Source organism: Streptomyces sp. NPDC048270 (genome assembly GCF_040652335.1).
Taxonomy (GTDB): Bacteria; Actinomycetota; Actinomycetes; order Streptomycetales; family Streptomycetaceae; genus Streptomyces.
Window position 1 is genome coordinate 64,752 of record NZ_JBEZLV010000014.1, and the last position, 16,091, is coordinate 80,842.

General features: G+C 72.7%; 17 protein-coding genes. 10 read left to right on the forward strand and 7 right to left on the reverse strand.

The annotated features are described in order from the left end of the window. Window positions 1-3 precede the first annotated feature (3 nt). Genes sufC through AB0D66_RS15080 form a run of 4 tightly spaced genes read left to right on the forward strand, consistent with a single transcriptional unit; the run spans window position 4 to window position 2,850 of the window. Entirely contained in the window at window positions 4-768 is a 765-nt protein-coding gene (gene sufC / locus AB0D66_RS15065; protein ID WP_031148089.1) for a Fe-S cluster assembly ATPase SufC, read from the forward strand. Continuing rightward, window positions 765-2,021, forward strand: a complete 1,257-nt coding sequence (locus AB0D66_RS15070) for a cysteine desulfurase (protein WP_362302166.1) — start codon at window positions 765-767, stop codon at window positions 2,019-2,021. The genes sufC and AB0D66_RS15070 overlap by 4 nt, the downstream gene beginning before the upstream one ends. A 26-nt stretch (window positions 2,022-2,047) precedes the next feature. Beyond that, a complete protein-coding gene (gene sufU / locus AB0D66_RS15075; protein WP_069919757.1) occupies window positions 2,048-2,509 on the forward strand; it encodes a Fe-S cluster assembly sulfur transfer protein SufU in 462 nt (153 codons plus the stop codon). After that, window positions 2,506-2,850 (forward strand): metal-sulfur cluster assembly factor, encoded by a 345-nt coding sequence (locus tag AB0D66_RS15080; protein WP_030027092.1) that lies wholly within the window; start codon window positions 2,506-2,508, stop codon window positions 2,848-2,850. The genes sufU and AB0D66_RS15080 overlap by 4 nt, the downstream gene beginning before the upstream one ends. A 182-nt stretch (window positions 2,851-3,032) precedes the next feature. On the opposite strand, the gene AB0D66_RS15085 is transcribed toward AB0D66_RS15080, so the two are convergent. Next, complete coding sequence (locus AB0D66_RS15085) at window positions 3,033-3,872, reverse strand: hypothetical protein (protein WP_362302171.1); 840 nt, start codon at window positions 3,870-3,872, stop codon at window positions 3,033-3,035. A gap of 118 nt (window positions 3,873-3,990) precedes the next feature. Here AB0D66_RS15085 and AB0D66_RS15090 point away from each other — a divergent pair, with 118 nt between their 5' ends. Continuing rightward, on the forward strand, window positions 3,991-4,311 hold the full coding sequence (locus AB0D66_RS15090) for a multidrug efflux SMR transporter (protein WP_362302174.1): 321 nt from the start codon (window positions 3,991-3,993) through the stop codon (window positions 4,309-4,311). Next, window positions 4,311-4,862: a TetR family transcriptional regulator gene (locus tag AB0D66_RS15095; protein ID WP_362302177.1), complete on the forward strand. Its 552-nt coding sequence runs from the start codon at window positions 4,311-4,313 to the stop codon at window positions 4,860-4,862. Before AB0D66_RS15090 ends, AB0D66_RS15095 begins: the two co-directional genes overlap by 1 nt. Here the strand turns inward: AB0D66_RS15095 and AB0D66_RS15100 are convergent. Beyond that, window positions 4,859-5,782, reverse strand: coding sequence for a winged helix-turn-helix transcriptional regulator (locus AB0D66_RS15100; protein ID WP_362302180.1), 924 nt, complete (start codon window positions 5,780-5,782; stop codon window positions 4,859-4,861). The genes AB0D66_RS15095 and AB0D66_RS15100 overlap by 4 nt on opposite strands. Window positions 5,783-5,875: 93 nt before the next feature. On the opposite strand from AB0D66_RS15100, the gene AB0D66_RS15105 reads away from it, so the two are divergent. Together AB0D66_RS15105 and dapD are read left to right on the forward strand one after the other, a co-directional pair. Beyond that, window positions 5,876-7,129, forward strand: a complete 1,254-nt coding sequence (locus AB0D66_RS15105) for an MFS transporter (protein WP_362302426.1) — start codon at window positions 5,876-5,878, stop codon at window positions 7,127-7,129. A gap of 9 nt (window positions 7,130-7,138) precedes the next feature. Beyond that, entirely contained in the window at window positions 7,139-8,119 is a 981-nt protein-coding gene (gene dapD / locus AB0D66_RS15110; RefSeq protein WP_362302183.1) for a 2,3,4,5-tetrahydropyridine-2,6-dicarboxylate N-succinyltransferase, read from the forward strand. Between the two features lie 80 nt (window positions 8,120-8,199). On the opposite strand, the gene AB0D66_RS15115 is transcribed toward dapD, so the two are convergent. After that, the gene (locus tag AB0D66_RS15115; RefSeq protein WP_362302186.1) at window positions 8,200-8,454 is read right to left on the reverse strand and encodes a hypothetical protein; all 255 of its coding nucleotides are present in this window, start codon (window positions 8,452-8,454) and stop codon (window positions 8,200-8,202) included. 234 nt (window positions 8,455-8,688) lie between these two features. Then, the gene (locus tag AB0D66_RS15120) at window positions 8,689-10,530 is read right to left on the reverse strand and encodes an endonuclease/exonuclease/phosphatase family protein (protein WP_362302189.1); all 1,842 of its coding nucleotides are present in this window, start codon (window positions 10,528-10,530) and stop codon (window positions 8,689-8,691) included. A 402-nt stretch (window positions 10,531-10,932) separates the two neighbouring features. On the opposite strand from AB0D66_RS15120, the gene AB0D66_RS15125 reads away from it, so the two are divergent. Then, window positions 10,933-12,453 carry a hypothetical protein gene (locus AB0D66_RS15125; RefSeq protein ID WP_362302192.1) on the forward strand — a complete coding sequence of 507 codons (1,521 nt, stop codon included), beginning with the start codon at window positions 10,933-10,935 and terminating at the stop codon, window positions 12,451-12,453. A 222-nt stretch (window positions 12,454-12,675) separates the two neighbouring features. Then, window positions 12,676-14,115, forward strand: a complete 1,440-nt coding sequence (locus AB0D66_RS15130) for an alkaline phosphatase PhoX (protein ID WP_362302195.1) — start codon at window positions 12,676-12,678, stop codon at window positions 14,113-14,115. 77 nt (window positions 14,116-14,192) lie between these two features. Here AB0D66_RS15130 and AB0D66_RS15135 read toward each other — a convergent pair whose 3' ends face one another. The 3 genes from AB0D66_RS15135 to AB0D66_RS15145 all read right to left on the reverse strand — a co-directional run bounded on the left by AB0D66_RS15135 (window position 14,193) and on the right by AB0D66_RS15145 (window position 16,026). After that, window positions 14,193-14,369: a hypothetical protein gene (locus AB0D66_RS15135; protein WP_362302197.1), complete on the reverse strand. Its 177-nt coding sequence runs from the start codon at window positions 14,367-14,369 to the stop codon at window positions 14,193-14,195. A gap of 113 nt (window positions 14,370-14,482) precedes the next feature. Then, on the reverse strand, window positions 14,483-15,742 hold the full coding sequence (locus AB0D66_RS15140; RefSeq protein WP_362302429.1) for a TerD family protein: 1,260 nt from the start codon (window positions 15,740-15,742) through the stop codon (window positions 14,483-14,485). Between the two features lie 62 nt (window positions 15,743-15,804). Continuing rightward, on the reverse strand, window positions 15,805-16,026 hold the full coding sequence (locus AB0D66_RS15145) for a hypothetical protein (RefSeq protein ID WP_362302200.1): 222 nt from the start codon (window positions 16,024-16,026) through the stop codon (window positions 15,805-15,807). Window positions 16,027-16,091 lie beyond the last annotated feature (65 nt).

The window sequence follows — 16,091 nt, forward strand, 5'->3', positions numbered from 1 at the left end:
TCCATGGCAACGCTTGAAATCCACGACCTGCACGTCTCCGTCGAGGCCGAGAACGGCGCCCGCGAGATCCTCAAGGGCGTCGACCTCACCGTCAAGCAGGGTGAGACGCACGCCATCATGGGTCCGAACGGCTCCGGGAAGTCCACGCTGGCGTACTCGCTGGCCGGTCACCCGAAGTACACCATCACCGGTGGCACCGTGACCCTCGACGGCGAGGACGTCCTGGAGATGTCCGTCGACGAGCGCGCCCGCGCCGGCGTCTTCCTCGCCATGCAGTACCCGGTCGAGGTCCCCGGCGTCTCGGTCTCCAACTTCCTGCGCACCTCCGCCACCGCCATCCGCGGCGAGGCCCCCAAGCTGCGTACCTGGGTGAAGGAGGTCAAGGCCGCGATGGAGCAGCTCCAGATGGACCCGGCCTTCGCCGAGCGCAACGTCAACGAGGGCTTCTCCGGCGGTGAGAAGAAGCGCCACGAGATCCTGCAGCTGGAGCTCCTCAAGCCGAAGATCGCGATCCTCGACGAGACCGACTCGGGCCTCGACGTCGACGCGCTGCGGGTCGTCTCCGAGGGCGTCAACCGCGTCCGCGAGGGCGGCGAGGTCGGCACCCTGCTGATCACGCACTACACGCGCATCCTGCGCTACATCAAGCCCGACTTCGTGCACGTGTTCGCGAACGGCCGCATCGCCGAGTCCGGCGGTGCCGAGCTCGCCGACCAGCTGGAGGCCGAGGGCTACGACAAGTACGTGAAGGGTGGCGCGACCGCGTGACTCAGCTGCCTGGCCTCCTCGACATCGAGGCGATCCGCAAGGACTTCCCCCTGCTGGATCGTGTGGTCCACGACGGGAAGAAGATCGTTTACCTGGACAACGCGGCGACTTCGCAGAAGCCGCGCCAGGTACTCGACGCGCTGAACGAGTACTACGAGCAGCACAACGCCAACGTCCACCGCGGCGTGCACGTGCTCGCCGAGGAGGCCACGGCGCTGTACGAGGGTGCCCGCGACAAGGTCGCCACCTTCATCAACGCGCCGAGCCGCGACGAGGTGATCTTCACCAAGAACGCCTCGGAGTCGCTCAACCTGGTCGCGAACATGCTCGGCTGGGCGGACGAGCCCTACCGGGTCGACCGCGACACCGAGATCGCCATCACGGAGATGGAGCACCACTCCAACATCGTGCCGTGGCAGCTGCTCTCGCAGCGCACCGGTGCGAAGCTGAAGTGGTTCGGCCTCACCGACGACGGCCGGCTCGACCTGTCCAACATCGAAGAGGTCATCACGGAGAAGACGAAGATCGTCTCCTTCACGCTGGTCTCCAACATCATGGGCACGGTCAACCCGGTCGAGGCGATCGTCCGGCGCGCCCAGGACGTCGGCGCCCTGGTGCTGATCGACGCCTCCCAGGCCGCTCCGCACATGCCGCTGGACGTCCAGGAGCTCGGCGCCGACTTCGTGGCCTTCACCGGCCACAAGATGTGCGGCCCGACCGGCATCGGCGTCCTCTGGGGCCGCCAGGAGCTGCTGGAGGACCTGCCTCCGTTCCTCGGCGGCGGCGAGATGATCGAGACCGTGTCGATGCACGCCTCGACGTACGCCCCGGCGCCGCACAAGTTCGAGGCCGGTACGCCCCCGATCGCCCAGGCCGTCGGCCTCGGCGCGGCCGTGGACTACCTGACCGCGATCGGCATGGACAAGATCGCCGCGCACGAGCACGCGATCACCGAGTACGCGATCAAGCGCCTCGCGGAGGTGCCCGACCTGCGGATCATCGGCCCCACCACGGCCGAGGACCGCGGCGCGGCGATCTCCTTCGTACTCGGCGACATCCACCCGCACGACGTCGGCCAGGTGCTGGACGAGCAGGGCATCGCGGTCCGCGTGGGACACCACTGCGCGCGCCCGGTCTGCCTGCGGTACGGAATTCCGGCGACCACCCGGGCGTCTTTCTATCTGTACTCCTCTCCGGCCGAGGTCGACGCACTGGTCGACGGGCTGGAGCACGTACGGAACTTCTTCGGCTGAGCCAGGGCGACGAGGACGAGGACGCTGTGAAGCTGGATTCGATGTACCAGGAACTGATCCTGGACCACTACAAGCACCCGCACGGGCGTGGCCTGCGCGACGGCGATGCCGAGGTGCACCACGTCAACCCGACGTGCGGGGACGAGATCACGCTGCGCGTGAAGTACGACGGCGAGACGCTCACCGACGTCTCGTACGAGGGCCAGGGCTGCTCCATCAGCCAGGCCAGCGCGTCCGTGCTGAACGAGCTGCTCGTCGGCAAGCAGCTGGCCGAGGCGCAGAAGATCCAGGGCGTGTTCCTGGAGCTGATGCAGTCCAAGGGCAAGCTGGAGCCGACCGAGGAGATGGAGGAGGTGCTGGAGGACGCGGTCGCGTTCGTCGGCGTCTCCAAGTACCCGGCGCGTGTGAAATGTGCTCTGCTGAGCTGGATGGCGTGGAAGGACGCGACGGCCCAGGCACTGGGCGACGCGGAGAGGAAGTCGGCATGACCGAGAACGCGACGCCCGAGGCGTCGACCAAGCCGGCCACCGAGGAAGAGGTCCGCGAGGCCCTCTACGACGTGGTCGACCCCGAGCTGGGCATCGACGTCGTCAACCTGGGCCTGATCTACGGCATCCACATCGACGACGCGAACATCGCCACTCTGGACATGACGCTGACCTCGGCGGCCTGCCCGCTGACGGACGTCATCGAGGACCAGGCGAAGTCGGCGACGGACGGCATCGTCAACGAACTGCGCATCAACTGGGTCTGGATGCCCCCGTGGGGCCCGGACAAGATCACGGACGACGGCCGCGAGCAGCTGCGCGCGCTCGGCTTCAACGTCTGATCACCCGCGTGTGAGGGCCCCCGGCACGGTCGTGCCGGGGGCCCTCACCGTTGTCCGGGCTTCTCCGACAAGAGGGGCGGCGAGTACTCCTACCCGTACGCGCTCCACCAGGGGGACGGCGTCGCGGGCCGCGCGCCGGTCAAGCGGGCCGACCCGCCGACCGCTGACCGGGGCGGCCTGCTTCACCCCCGGCTGGCCCCGGGGCGCGTCGCGAAGGCCCCGCCGCGGTGCTCCCGGCGCAGCCGCCGGTCCGCGTACAGCAGGCCGGCGGCCAGCCGGGGCACGGGCAGCAGCAGGGTCGCGGCGAGCAGCGCGCCCGGCGGTCCGGACCCCGCGTACAGGGCGTACGCGGCCACCGGCGCGAGGACCCCGGCCGGCGCCGTGACGGCGAACGTCCGCCACCAGGCCCCGCGCACCAGCGCGGCCGAGCGGCGCAGCGCCGCCGCCGGGCCGAGCCCCTCGTACCCGGCGGCCGTGGGAGCCAGCGCGAACAGCACGCCCAGCCAGAGGGCGACCGGCGCGAGGGGGAGCAGCGCGAGCGGCGGCAGGCCCGCCGCGAGCGCGGCCCCGCCCGGCCCGGCGGCCGCCGCCAGGGCCAGCAGCCGGGTGCCCAGCACCGCCGGGATCCGCGGTACGGCGGCCCGCAGCAGCCCGGTGACGGTCACCGGCCGGCCGAGCAGGGCGGGCCGGAGCACCGCCGCGGCCAGGGCCGTCGCCAGCGCACCGGCGTAGAGCAGGAACAGCCCGGCGGCGGGGACGAGGGTGTGGACGAACACCCGGGTTCCGCCGGTACGGGTCGCGGAGGCCAGGGCCGCCGCCCCGGCCGCGGCTCCGACCGGCAGCAGCCCGCCCAGCAGCCCCAGGAGCAGGGCGCCGAGCAGCCGGGCGCCGTACCGGGACAGGAGGGCGAGGACCCCGCCGAGGAGGTCCCGCCGCCCCAGCGGGCGCAGGGGCACCACACCGGGCCGCGGCGAGCGAGGGGGCAGCCAGCCGCCGCCCCGGTGGGTCCAGTGCTGCGCCATGCGGGAGCCCCCAGTCGCCGGAGGCGGACAGGGTAGCGCCGGGGGCGGCAGGAGTCCCGGGAGAGGCGGCGGGGCTTCTTGTGTACGGTCGTACGCATCGATGTGTACTCTTGTACACATGCCCTATGTACTGCTTGCCGCGGCCATCGCCGCCGAGGTCGCCGGGACCACCGCCATGAAGTACAGCGACGGCTTCACCAAGCTGTGGCCCTCGCTGGGCACGCTGCTGGGCTACCTCATCGCGTTCACCCTGCTCGCGCAGACGCTGAAGACGATGTCGGTGGGCACGGCGTACGCGATCTGGGCCGGGGTGGGGACCGCCGCGATCGCCGCCATCGGGATGGTGTTCCTGGGGGAGGCGGCCACCGCGGCGAAGATCGCCGGGATCGCGCTGGTGATCGCCGGCGTGGTGCTGCTCAATCTCGGCGGGGCGCACTGATGGCCCCCGGCGCGCGCCGGTACGACCCCGGGCGGCGGCAGCGGATCATCGACGCGGCGATCCGCGTGGTGGCGGCCAAGGGCATCGCGGGCCTGAGCCACCGCAGCGCGGCCGCGGAGGCGGACGTACCGCTCGGGTCGACCACCTACCACTTCAAAACCCTGGACGATCTGCTGGTCGCCGCCCTGCGGCAGGCCAACGAGGGCTTCGCGCGGGCGGTGGCGGACTCGCCCGCGCTGGCCGACCCGGAGGCGGACCTCGCGGGTGCGCTGGCCCGCCTGCTGGGGGAGTTCCTCGCGGTGGACCGGGCGCGGGTGGAGCTGGAGTACGAGCTCTACCTCGCGGCCCTGCGGCGCCCGGCGCTGAGGCCGGTGGCGGCCGAGTGGTGCGAGGCCATGGCGGCGGCCCTGACCCCGCGCACGGATCCGGCGACGGCCCGCGCGCTGGTCGCGGTCATGGACGGGATGAGCCTCCAGGTGCTGCTGACGGACGTGCCGTACGACGAGCCGTACGCGCGCGAGGTCCTGGGCCGGGTGCTGCGGCGGGCCTAGGCGGCCGGCCCGGCCGTTCCGGCTGCCGCGGCGGACTCCCCGGCCTCGCCGACGGAGCGGGCCGCGGCCAGGGCCGCCCGGACGCTCGCCTCGATGTCCTGGACCGGGTAGAAGACCTCGCGCACCGTGCGGTCCCGGTCGAGGACCAGGGTCAGCCGCTTGAGCCGGGTCACGCCCGCCGCGCGGAACGTCGGCAGCCGCAGCGCCGCCGTCAGGGCGAGCTCCGCGTCCGAGAGGAGCGGGAAGCGCAGCCGCTCCTGCTCCGCGAACTCCCGCTGCTCGTCCGGGCGCTGGGTCGACACCCCGTGCACGGTGGCGCCCGCCGCGGTGAACTCCGCGAGCTGGTCGCGGTAGGTGCACGACTCGAAGGTGCAGCCCTTGGCGCCCGGGATCCCGGCCCAGCCCGGCGGATAGGACTCGGCGCGGGCGTACGCGCCCGGAAAGCAGTACAGGACCGTGGACGCGGTCTCGGCCACCGGGTCGCGCAGCTCGCCGAAGCGGTCCGGCAGCAGCAGCTCCGGCAGCCGGGTGCCGCGCAGCGCGTGGACGCGTTCCGCCTCCCGCGAGGCCTCGGCCGTCGTCGCCGTCATCTCTCCCTCTCCCAGGATCCAGCTGTCCCCCCAGTCCTGGAGGGCCACCAGCACCGGCAGCAACCCCCGTCCGCGCGGGGTCAGCCGGTACTCGTGCCGCACCGGACGCTCCCGGTACGGCTCGCGCGTCAGCACCCCGGCCTCGACCAGCAGCTTCAGCCGCTCGGCCAGCACCTTGCGGGACATCCCCAGCTCGCGCTGGAGCTCGTCGAAGCGGTGCAGGCCGCGCGCGGCGTCGCGCACGATCAGCAGCGTCCACCAGTCGCCCACCACGTCGAGGGCCTGGGCGATGGAGCAGTCCGCGTCGCCGAGGTGCGTGCGCTGGGCCATGGGCACTCCTTTGTCCGTTGACCCAAGGCTGTCATGCTGACATAGTCCGTTCCCAAAAGAAACTTACTCGGGGACGCGGGGGACACGGGTGTGCTGCAGGGGTTCAAGGACGTACCGAGGACGGTGTGGCTGCTGGCCGCGGGGGTCTTCGTCAACGCCGTCGTCAGCTGCACCTTCGTCTTCGTCTTCGTCTGGCTGACCGGGCCGCGCGGACTCGGGGCCGCACAGGCGGGACTGGCCGTCGGCATCGGCGGAGTCGGCCTGGTCGCGGGGAACTTCACCGGCGGCTGGTACGGGGACCGCTTCGGCCACCGCAGGGTGCTGCTCGCCGCATCCACCCTGGGCGGAGTCGTCCTCATGGCGCTGCCCGCGCTGTCCACCGCACTGCTGTACGGGGCCCTGCCGGCCGCCCAGTACGCCGCGGGCGTGGTCCGGGCCGCCAACTCCGCGCTGGTCGCCGTCACCGTGCCCGACGGATCCCGGCGCCAGGCCTTCGCCGTCACCCGCTGCCTGTCCAACGGCGGCTTCACGCTGGGCACTCCGCTCGGGGCCCTGGTCGCCACCGGGTTCTCGTACGACTGGCTCTTCGTCGCGGAAGGCCTCGGCACGCTCTTCCTCGCCCTCTGGACCGCCCGGGTCGTCCCGCCCCGGGCGGCCACAGCCCCCTCCGCGGCCCCGGACGGGGGTCTGGGCCGCGGAGGGCTGTGGCGGGAGCTGCGCGCGCGGCCCGCCGTACTCGTCCTGCTCGGCGCGATCGCCGTCGCCGACATCGTCTACCGGCAGCACTACACGACCTTCCCGGTCTCCCTGGCCGAGCACGGCCTGGACACCCGCGCGTACGGATTCCTCATCGCGATCAACGGCGGTGTCATCCTGCTCCTGGAGATCCCCGCCGCCCTCGCCCTGCGCCGGCGCTCCCCGCTGCACCTCGTCGGCACCGGGCTGGTGCTGGTGGGCGGCGGCTACGCGGTGCTCATGCTCGGCGTGGGTGCCGCGTCCGCCGTCGCGATGATGGTGCTGCTCACGCTCGGGGAGATCCTCTACAAGACCACGGCCACCGCGTACGTGGCGGACGAGTCGCCCGAGCACGCCGTCGGCCGGTTCCAGAGCCTGTACGCGGGCGTCTCCGTCAGCGGCGTGGTGCTCGCCGGGCCGCTGGGCGGGGCCCTGTACGTCACCGCACCGGGCCTGCTGTGGCCGCTGTGCGCGGTGCTCGCGGCGGGGGCGGGCGGGGCGGTGCTGTGGGCGGGCCGCCCCGCAGGCCGACCCGCTGGCCGACACGAGGGCCGACACGCGGTGAGACCGGCACATGAGACCGGTTCGCACCCTCGGGCGGTCGCCGGTTAGGTTTCTGGCATGACTGCTACGCGTACCACCGGCGCCGTCGCCGCCGGACTTGCCACCCTCACCGCTGACGGCACCGTCCTCGACACCTGGTTCCCCGCCCCCGAGCTGGTCGCCGACCCCGGCCCGGCCGGCACCGAGCGCCTCACCGCCGACCAGGCCGTGGAGCTGCTGGGCGCCGCCGCGGCGAAGGCGATCCGCCAGGACGCGGTCCGCGGAGTCGAGGTCGTGGCCGTCCGTACGGTGATCTCCTCCCTGGAGGACAAGCCGCTGGACGCCCACGACGCGTACCTGCGCCTGCACCTGCTCAGCCACCGCCTGGTCAAGCCGCACGGCCAGAACCTCGACGGGGTCTTCGGCCTGCTGGCCAACGTGGCCTGGACCTCGCTGGGCCCGGTCGCCGTCGACCAGGTCGAGACCGTCCGCCTCAACGCCCGCGCCGAGGGCCTGCACCTCCAGGTCACCTCGATCGACAAGTTCCCGCGGATGACGGACTACGTCGCCCCCAAGGGCGTGCGCATCGCCGACGCGGACCGCGTCCGCCTCGGCGCGCACCTCGCCGAGGGCACCACCGTCATGCACGAGGGCTTCGTCAACTTCAACGCCGGCACCCTGGGCACCTCCATGGTCGAGGGCCGCATCTCCGCGGGCGTCGTGGTCGGCGACGGGTCCGACATCGGCGGCGGCGCCTCCACGATGGGCACCCTCTCGGGCGGCGGCAAGCAGATCATCTCGATCGGCGAGCGCACCCTGATCGGCGCCGAGGCGGGCGTGGGCATCGCGCTGGGCGACGAGTGCGTCGTCGAGGCCGGCCTCTACGTGACCGCGGGCACCCGCGTCACCCTCCCGGACGGCCAGATCGTCAAGGCCCTGGAGCTCTCCGGCGCCAGCAACATCCTCTTCCGCCGCAATTCGGTCACCGGCGCCGTCGAGGCCCGCCCCTACAAGGCGGCCTGGGGCGGCCTGAACGAGGTCCTGCACAGCCACAACTGACCCGCACCGGGCCGGTACGCCAAGACGCCCTCCACCCCCGGCCGGGGGTGGAGGGCGTCTTGGCGTCTTCGCGGTCGCGGTCAGCGCGGCGGGAGCGTGCGGATCAGGCCCGCGAAGGCCTGCTGCTCCGCCTCGGTCAGCGCCACCGACTCCAGCGGGTGCGAGGCCGAACTGCGCTGGGCCGGGATCACCGGGAGGCCCTCGAAGGCGGCCGGCTCCGGGTGGTGGAAGCGGCTGTCCCACAGCATGTGGCCGAGGCCGACCACCCAGACGAGGGCGGCCGCGAACAGGACGGCGAGGCCGATTTCCTGGGCGAGGGAGATGGAGGGGAACACGCGGTCCTCCGGGGGTGGGGTACAAGGCGGTACAAGATCGGGCGTGTGGACACTCAACACCACGGGCGGGCGATTCGGTAGGGATGTGGCGAGCATCACGCCAGGGTCGAAAGTCCCCTACTTGTCCGGCAACGGCCCCCCGCGCTCGAGTCGCGGCGTGCGGCCCGCACGGCCGCGCGCGCATGGCAGAGGGCCCGGACGGGACGGCGTCCGGGCCCTCTGCGGTCGTGGGGGCTACGGCTTGAAGCGCAGCACCTGCGGGTCGTGGTCGCTGTTCTGGGCCGCGAACTCCGCGTTGATGTGCACGCTGTCGTACGTGAACTTCTTGATCGCCGGGCTGGTCAGGATCTGGTCCAGCACCTGGGCGTTGCCCTGGAAGACGTACGAGTAGCGCTCCGACTTCGGCAGCGACTTGATGGCCGGGTACAGCGCCCCGCCGTCGGCCAGCGCGTCCGTCGTCGCCGAGAACTCGAAGTCGTTGATGTCGCCGAGGACCAGCACGTTGGCGTTCTTGTCCGCCGCGAGGATCTCCTTGACGAAGCCGTTGACGGCCTGCGCCTGGAGCAGCCGCTTGGCCTCCGAGGAGCGCACCGGCGGCTGGTGGTGCGAGGTCAGGCCCTCGTCGCCGCCCTTGGAGCCGAAGTGGTTGGCGATCACGAAGACGGTCTTGCCGCGGAAGGTGAACTCGCCCGCCAGGGGCTTGCGGCTGTCGGCCCACGCCGGGTTCGCCGGGTCGACGCGGCCGGGGGAGTGGGTCAGGGCGGCCTTGCCGTTCTCCTTGACCACGCCGGTCGCCGTCACCGCGTCACCCGGGGCGCGCTCGGTGAAGGAGACCCGCGCCGGGTTGAAGAGGAGCACCTGGCGGATGTTGCCGCCGGGCTCGCCGCCGTCCTTCTTGTCCTCCGGGTTGACGGTCCGCCACTGGTAGGCCGGGCCGCCCGCCGCCGTGATCGCCGCCGCGAACTTCGTCAGCGTCTGCTCGGCGGAGACGGTGCCGTCGTTCTTGGCGCCGTTGTCGTCCTGGATCTCCTCCAGGGCGAGGATGTCGGGGGAGGCCAGGTTCTCGACGACCGCCCGGGCGAGGGCGTCGAACTTCTCCTGCGGGTCGGTCGGGTCGAGGTTCTCGACGTTGTACGTGGCCACCGCGAGCTCGTGGTCGGCCTGCGCCTTGGTCTTCTCGGGGGCGAGGGTGCCCGCCTTGACGGTGCCGAGGGTGCGCGCCACCAGGGTGTAGCCGCCGAACTGGTTGAAGTCCAGCGGGCCCTCGGTGGTGCCGGTCAGCTTGTCGCCGACGTTGGCCACCGGGAAGGGCTGCTGTGCGATGGGCGCGAGCTGCTGGATCTGCAGGCGGCCGGTGTTCTGGGACTCGTAGGAGCCGTAGAGCGTGCCGCCGCGCTTGGTGGGGTTCTCCCAGCCCTTCACGCTGACCCACAGCTCGGAGTACGGGTCGGTGGCGCCGACCACGCGGGAGGTGCCGATCTTGACGTTCATGCCCTCGAGGGACTCGTAGTAGTCCAGGGCGTAGCGCGAGGGATCCAGGGCCAGGCCGTTGATGCTGCCGGCGGCGGCCGGGTCGCCGGCGGGGGCGTACTCGGCGGGCACCGAGTACTCGTTGATCGCGGCGGCCTCGGGCAGTGCGTTGCCCGCGGAGACGACCGTCACGACCGGCTTGGATATCTGGGTCACCGACTGGTTGCCCGAGCCGGTGCCGCCGGGGACGTACTCGCCGACCAGGCCGGAGACCTTGACCGCGTCGCCCACGGCGACGGTGGGGACCGCGTTGGTGAAGACGAACACGCCTTCACTGGTCGCCTCGTTGTCGTCGGCGTCCGGGTCCTGGATCCAGAAGCCGCGCGAACCGTATGTCCGCACGCCCGTCACGATGCCCTCGACGTCGGCGACCTGCTTGCCGGCGAGGGGGGATATCCGGGTGGTGCCCTGGATGTCGTGAATGCGTACCGGACCGTCGGCCGCGGAGCCTTCGGCCGCGCCGGCGGAGCCCGCCAGCAGGCCGGTGGCCAGGGCGGTGGCGACGAGGGCCGCGACGGCGGCGGAACGGGGATGCGAGGAGCGCATGGGCGGGAACTCCGGTGTGGGATGAGGGAGACGGCAGGGATGGGGCGCAGGGACTGCGGCAGGACGTCTGCGGGAGGTTTGCGGCTCCCGAAACATCTACGCGCGTCAATTTCCTGTGTGGCCAGCAAAGTTGTCAAGGGCTCCAGGGAAGACGGCAGCTGACTGTGGGATGAACCAAAGGGGATGGCCCGCCGGAGCCGCCCGAAATGCGTCTACGCTGGGGCGCCGGGCAGGGCGGTCGGGCGGTGCGCCGACCGGCCTTCACGGCCTTGCCCCATGCCGTCCGGCTCCACCCGCTCGACCGGCGGGTGTGGCCAAGACCACCCGCTCCGCCCCACCCGCACCACCCCGCCCGCACCACCCCGCCCCACCGAGTCCGCGATCCGCGAGGAGAACCGCCCCATGTCCGCTGAGCCGCACTCCACGCTGCCGCCGGTACGGCTGCACTCCGATGCGGAGCTCGCCCGCGACGCCCTCGTCGCCCCGCTGTTCGCCCGAGCGGTACGCCTGGCGCGCTGGGCCGGCCCCGGCACCCGCGTGGACACCGGCGGCGAACTCGTCGCCGACCAGCTCCCCGAGGCCGCCGCGGCGCTCGGCCTCGACACGGCCGACGCGGACTCCGTGGTGTACGCGAGCCAGGCCTGGCGGGTTGCCGTGGACACCGGCCTGGTGGACGTGACCGAGCCGGAGGAGGACGGCCTCGCGGGCGGCGGCGCGGCGGACGGGGCGTCCGGCGCGTCCGGCGCGGACGGGGCGGAGGGGGCGCAGTTCGGCACCGCCGCGCCCGGGGAGGACCTCGCGCTGGTGACCGGCGGGGCGCCCGGCGAGGTGCTCGACCTGTGGCTGGCTGCCCTGGACACCGTGCTGGCCGACGCGGCCGTGCCCGACCTGGACGACCTCGTCGACGCCCTGGACGCGGGCGGGGACATCGACTTCGACCAGCTGGACTGGAACCCGCGGCGCGAGGCGGACTTCCTGGACGAGGTCCTCGCCAACCTCTACCTGCTCACCGTCAGCGAGGGCGGGGCCGCGGACCGGCCGGTTCCGCTGCCCGTGCTCGCCGCCTCCATGGTGGTGCCCGAGGACATGGGCGAGCCGACCGACGCCGTGCTGGAGCAGGTCTCGGACGCGATGATGCGCCTCGACGACCAGTTCCGGCAGCTGGAGCCCATCGGGCTGGTCGAGTTCCGGCCCGTCGACGAGGAGCTGATGGCGGAGGCGGACGACGAGCAGATCGCCGGTGCCGTCGCCGACGACGAGGACGTCTCCCGCTACGGGATGGTCCGCCTGACCCCGCTCGGCCTGTACGGGATCCGCGCCCGGCTGCTGGAGGCCGGGGTCGAGGCGCCCGCCGTGGGCGAACTGGCCGCCAAGGGCGCGGACGCCCTGCTCGACGCGGTCTCCCACTACCCCGAGAGCGCCGCCCAGGCCGAGATCGAGGCCTGGCTGGAGGGCCGTGAAGTGCCCGCGGCCGTCGCCGAACTGCTGGCCGCCGCCCGCGGTGACGACGAGGACGGCCCGCTGCGCCGGCTGCGCTGCCAGCAGGCCCTCGCTCCGGCCGGGCCGGAGGCCGAGCCCGCGGTCCGCGCCGTGCTCGACGACGGGGAGCTGGGCGGGCTCGCCCGGGTGTGGCTGGCCGAGCGCGGGGTGGCCGACGTACCGGCGCCGGACGCGACGATGGTCTTCTGGCTGACGGTCGACACGATCGCGGCGCAGCTCGCCGCCGACGGCGAGACCGAGGAGCTGCCGCTGCTGATGGAGACCCTGACCGCCCATCACGCCGGGTTCTTCGAGCAGGTGTGGCGGGTGGAACACCCGGCGACCGTCCACGTCCTGGAGGCGATGGGACGGCTGCACCCGGACAAGAAGGCGGCGAAGGAGGCCCGCAAGGCCGCGTTCAAGGCGCGCTCGCGGCGGTCCTGAGCACCGCCCGGGAGCGAGGCCCCGGGGGCCCGGGTGACGGGCGGGATGCCGGGGCCGAGCGATGACAATGCGTCATTTCCCGACCCGGAGTTGGCCATTCCCACTCCGGGCAAGGGGTCTCTCGCGCTTATCGGGTAGTTCAGCCGCCGTTCACGTGCGGGCGGGAGCGTGTGCGCCGACGACTGCACGACAGGCGCACCACTCCCCACCCCTGGAGACCCGATGCCGCTCAGCCGCAGAGACTTCACCGCCCGCACCGTCCTCGCCGGCGCCGGCGTCGCGCTCACCGGGACGGTCGGCGCACTCGCCACCGCCCCGGGCGCCCTGGCAGCCGACGACAGCACGGCCCGCGACGAGCACGGACGGCCCTGTGAGCCGGGCTACGGGCCGCTGCTCCCCGACCCGGCCGGCATCCTCGCCCTCCCCGCCGGCTTCACGTACCGCGTGATCACGCACAGCGGGGTCACCACCCTGGAGTCGGGCGAGAGCACCCCGTCCAACCACGACGGCACGGCCGCCTTCGAGGGCCGCCGCGGGGTCACCCTCCTCGTCAACAACCACGAGCTCAAGGGGAGCCGGAACAACTGGGCCCGCCCCGTTCCGCTCGCCGAGGGCCTCGTCTACGACCCGGCCGCGGCCGGCGGGTGCACGGTCGTCGAGGTCCGCCGCGGCGGCGAGGTCGCCGAATGGGTGGGCATCGCCGGTACGTCGACCAACTGCGCGGGCGGCTCCACCCCCTGGGGCACCTGGCTCACCTGCGAGGAGAACTCCGACCTCGCGGGCAAGAACGGCATGACCAAGGACCACGGCTACGTCTTCGAGGTCGATCCGCACGACCGCCGTGCCAACCGCGACCCGAAGCCCGTCAAGGCCTTCGGGCGGTACGACCACGAGGCCGTGGTCATCGACCCGCGGCAGGGCCACGCCTACCTGACCGAGGACGCCTCCGGCCCCAACGGGCTGCTCTACCGCTGGACCCCGCCCCGCGGCTTCCACCACGGGCGCGGCAGGCTGCGTACGCTGGCGGCCGACGCGGGCGTGCTCCAGGCCGCCAAGTGCATCGACAGCTCGGGCCGGTTCGTCGACGACCTCTCGCGCGCCACGAAGATCGGCACCGTCTACGGGGTCGACTGGGTGGACGTACCGGACCGCGACGCGCGGACCGTGCCGGTGCGCAAGCAGTTCGCCGACGGCGTCGTGACGCGGGGGCGCAAGCTCGAGGGCATGTGGTGGGCCGACGGCGGCGCGTACTTCGTGTCCTCCTACGCCCGGGAGGAGAGCCCGGGGGCGGCGCACGACGGCCAGGTGTGGTTCTACAACCCCAAGCGGCGCACGATCCGGCTGACCGTCCTGATCGGGGTCAACGCGGACCCGTCGGCGGACGGCGGCTACGACGGCCCGGACAACATCACCGTGTCGCCGTACGGGGGCCTGGTCATCGCCGAGGACGGCTCGGGCCTGCAGCACCTGTTCGGCGCGACCGAATCGGGCCGCACCTATCCGCTGGCCCGCAACGAGCTGAACATCGGGTCGGCCGAGGAGCCGGAGTACTCCGAGTTCACCGGCGCCTGCTTCTCCCCCGACGGGCGCACGCTGTACGCCAACATCCAGGACCCGGGCATCATGCTGGCCATCACCGGGCCGTGGCGGCGCGCTCACTGACGCGGCAGCGGAGGCGACAGCGGCGGCGGGCGTGGGGCAGCGGGCGCGACCACGCGGCGCGCCCCGCGGCCCCGCGCCTACGGGGCCGCGGAGACCTCCGGGTGGGAGGCCGCGGACCACTCGGTGAGCAGGAACTCATACGCCTCCGAGGGCCACTCGTCGTCCACCCGGCTCTCGACAAGGTGCCGTATCGCCTCGTTCGCCTCCGCGGCGGACGGGCGGGCGGGCCCTGTGGGGATGACTGACTCGTGCATGAGTTCAAGGCTACGGGCGGGCACTGACAGCCACCTCCGGATTACGCGTGGCATCCATCACCCGGCAAGCCGCCCGGGTGGCGCCGGGCGGCTTCCCGTGCCCGCCCACCTGCTCAGAGAGCCTGCGAAGCCGGCTTGACCATGCCGCGCACTGTGCGGGACTTCACAAAGTCGCCCATGGCCGTCATCTCCCACTCACCGCTGAACTGCTTGATGAGCTTCGCCATCATGACCCCGGTCTGCGGTTCGGCGGAGGTCAGGTCGAAGCGCACCAGCTCCTCGCCGCTCGCGGCGTCCATCAGACGGCAGTAGGCCTTGGCGACCTCGGTGAACTTCTGGCCGGAGAAGGAGTTGACCGTGAACACCAGGCCGGTGGCGTCGGCGGGGATCCGGCCGAGGTCCACGACGATCACCTCGTCGTCGCCCGCGCCCTCGCCCGTCAGGTTGTCGCCCGAGTGCTTGATGGCGCCGTTCAGGATCGACAGCTTGCCGAAGTAGCAGCTGTCGATGTGGTTGCGCTGGGGGCCGTACACGATGACGGAGGCGTCGAGGTCGATGTCCCGGCCGCGGAACGCGGGCTCCCAGCCGAGGCCCATCTTGACCTGCGAGAGCAGCGGGCGGCCGCCCTTGACCAGGGAGACGGTCTGGTTCTTCTGGAGGCTGACCCGGCCCTTGTCCAGGTTGATCTTTCCGGCGCCGGCCGCAGCCGCGGCCGGCGCCGGGGCCGCGGGCGGCGCGGGCGGAACCGGGGCGCTGGGAGTCGTGGGCGTCGTACCGCCGAGCCAGGGGGAGGGCGGGTAGGAGGCCGGCGGGGCCGGGGGTGCGGCCGGGGGCGCGGCCGGGGCGACGGGGGCGGGGGCGGCCGGCGCGGCGGCCGGCTCCTCCTCCACGGAGACGCCGAAGTCGGTGGCGATGCCGGCGAGGCCGTTCGCATACCCCTGGCCGACCGCGCGGACCTTCCACACGCCGCCGCGCTGGTAGACCTCGACGACCACGAGCGCCGTCTCGGAGCCGAGCTGCGGCGGGGTGAAGCTGGCGATCACCGCTCCGCCGTCCGCATTGCGCACGGTGGCGGTGGGCTCGACGCCCTGGAAGCTCTGACCGGCGGCGTCCGGGCTGGCCGTGACCACGATGCGCTCGATCCCGGGGGGCAGCGCGGAGGTGTCCACGGTGATCGAGTCCGGCGCCGCGCCACCGCCCGACCGGTAGCTGATACCGGGCCCGGAGGGCTGGTTGTAGAAGATGAAGTCGGCGTCGGAGCGCACCTTGCCGTCCGCCGTCAGGAGCAGTCCGGACACGTCGAGCCGTACCGGCGCAGCCACGTCCACCGTCACACGGACGGCATTGAGCGGCAGGTTGGATCCAGGGGTCATAGCGGTCATGCCCGGAGAACGACCGGAGGTGCTTTGCCGTTCCCTTACCCTCGCGACGGATTTCAGCGCCGGTTGCGGGGGTGGTTCTTCGCCATGCGCTCGTTGCCGAACTTGTACGCGCCGGTCCAGCGGGCCATGACCAGCTGCGCGTCGCCGGACTCCACCTCGGTCAGGAACTTCTCCGCGCGGCTCCCGCGCAGGGTGGCGGCGGTGCGGCCCTGGTGGGTGATGACGACGGAGTGGTCGCGGTGGCGTTCGTACGAGAATCCCTGCGGCTTCGGCATGCGCCGCAGCCTGCCCCGGCGGGGTCGGGGCGGGCAACGGATTTTCGGCGTTCCGGCAGGCCGGG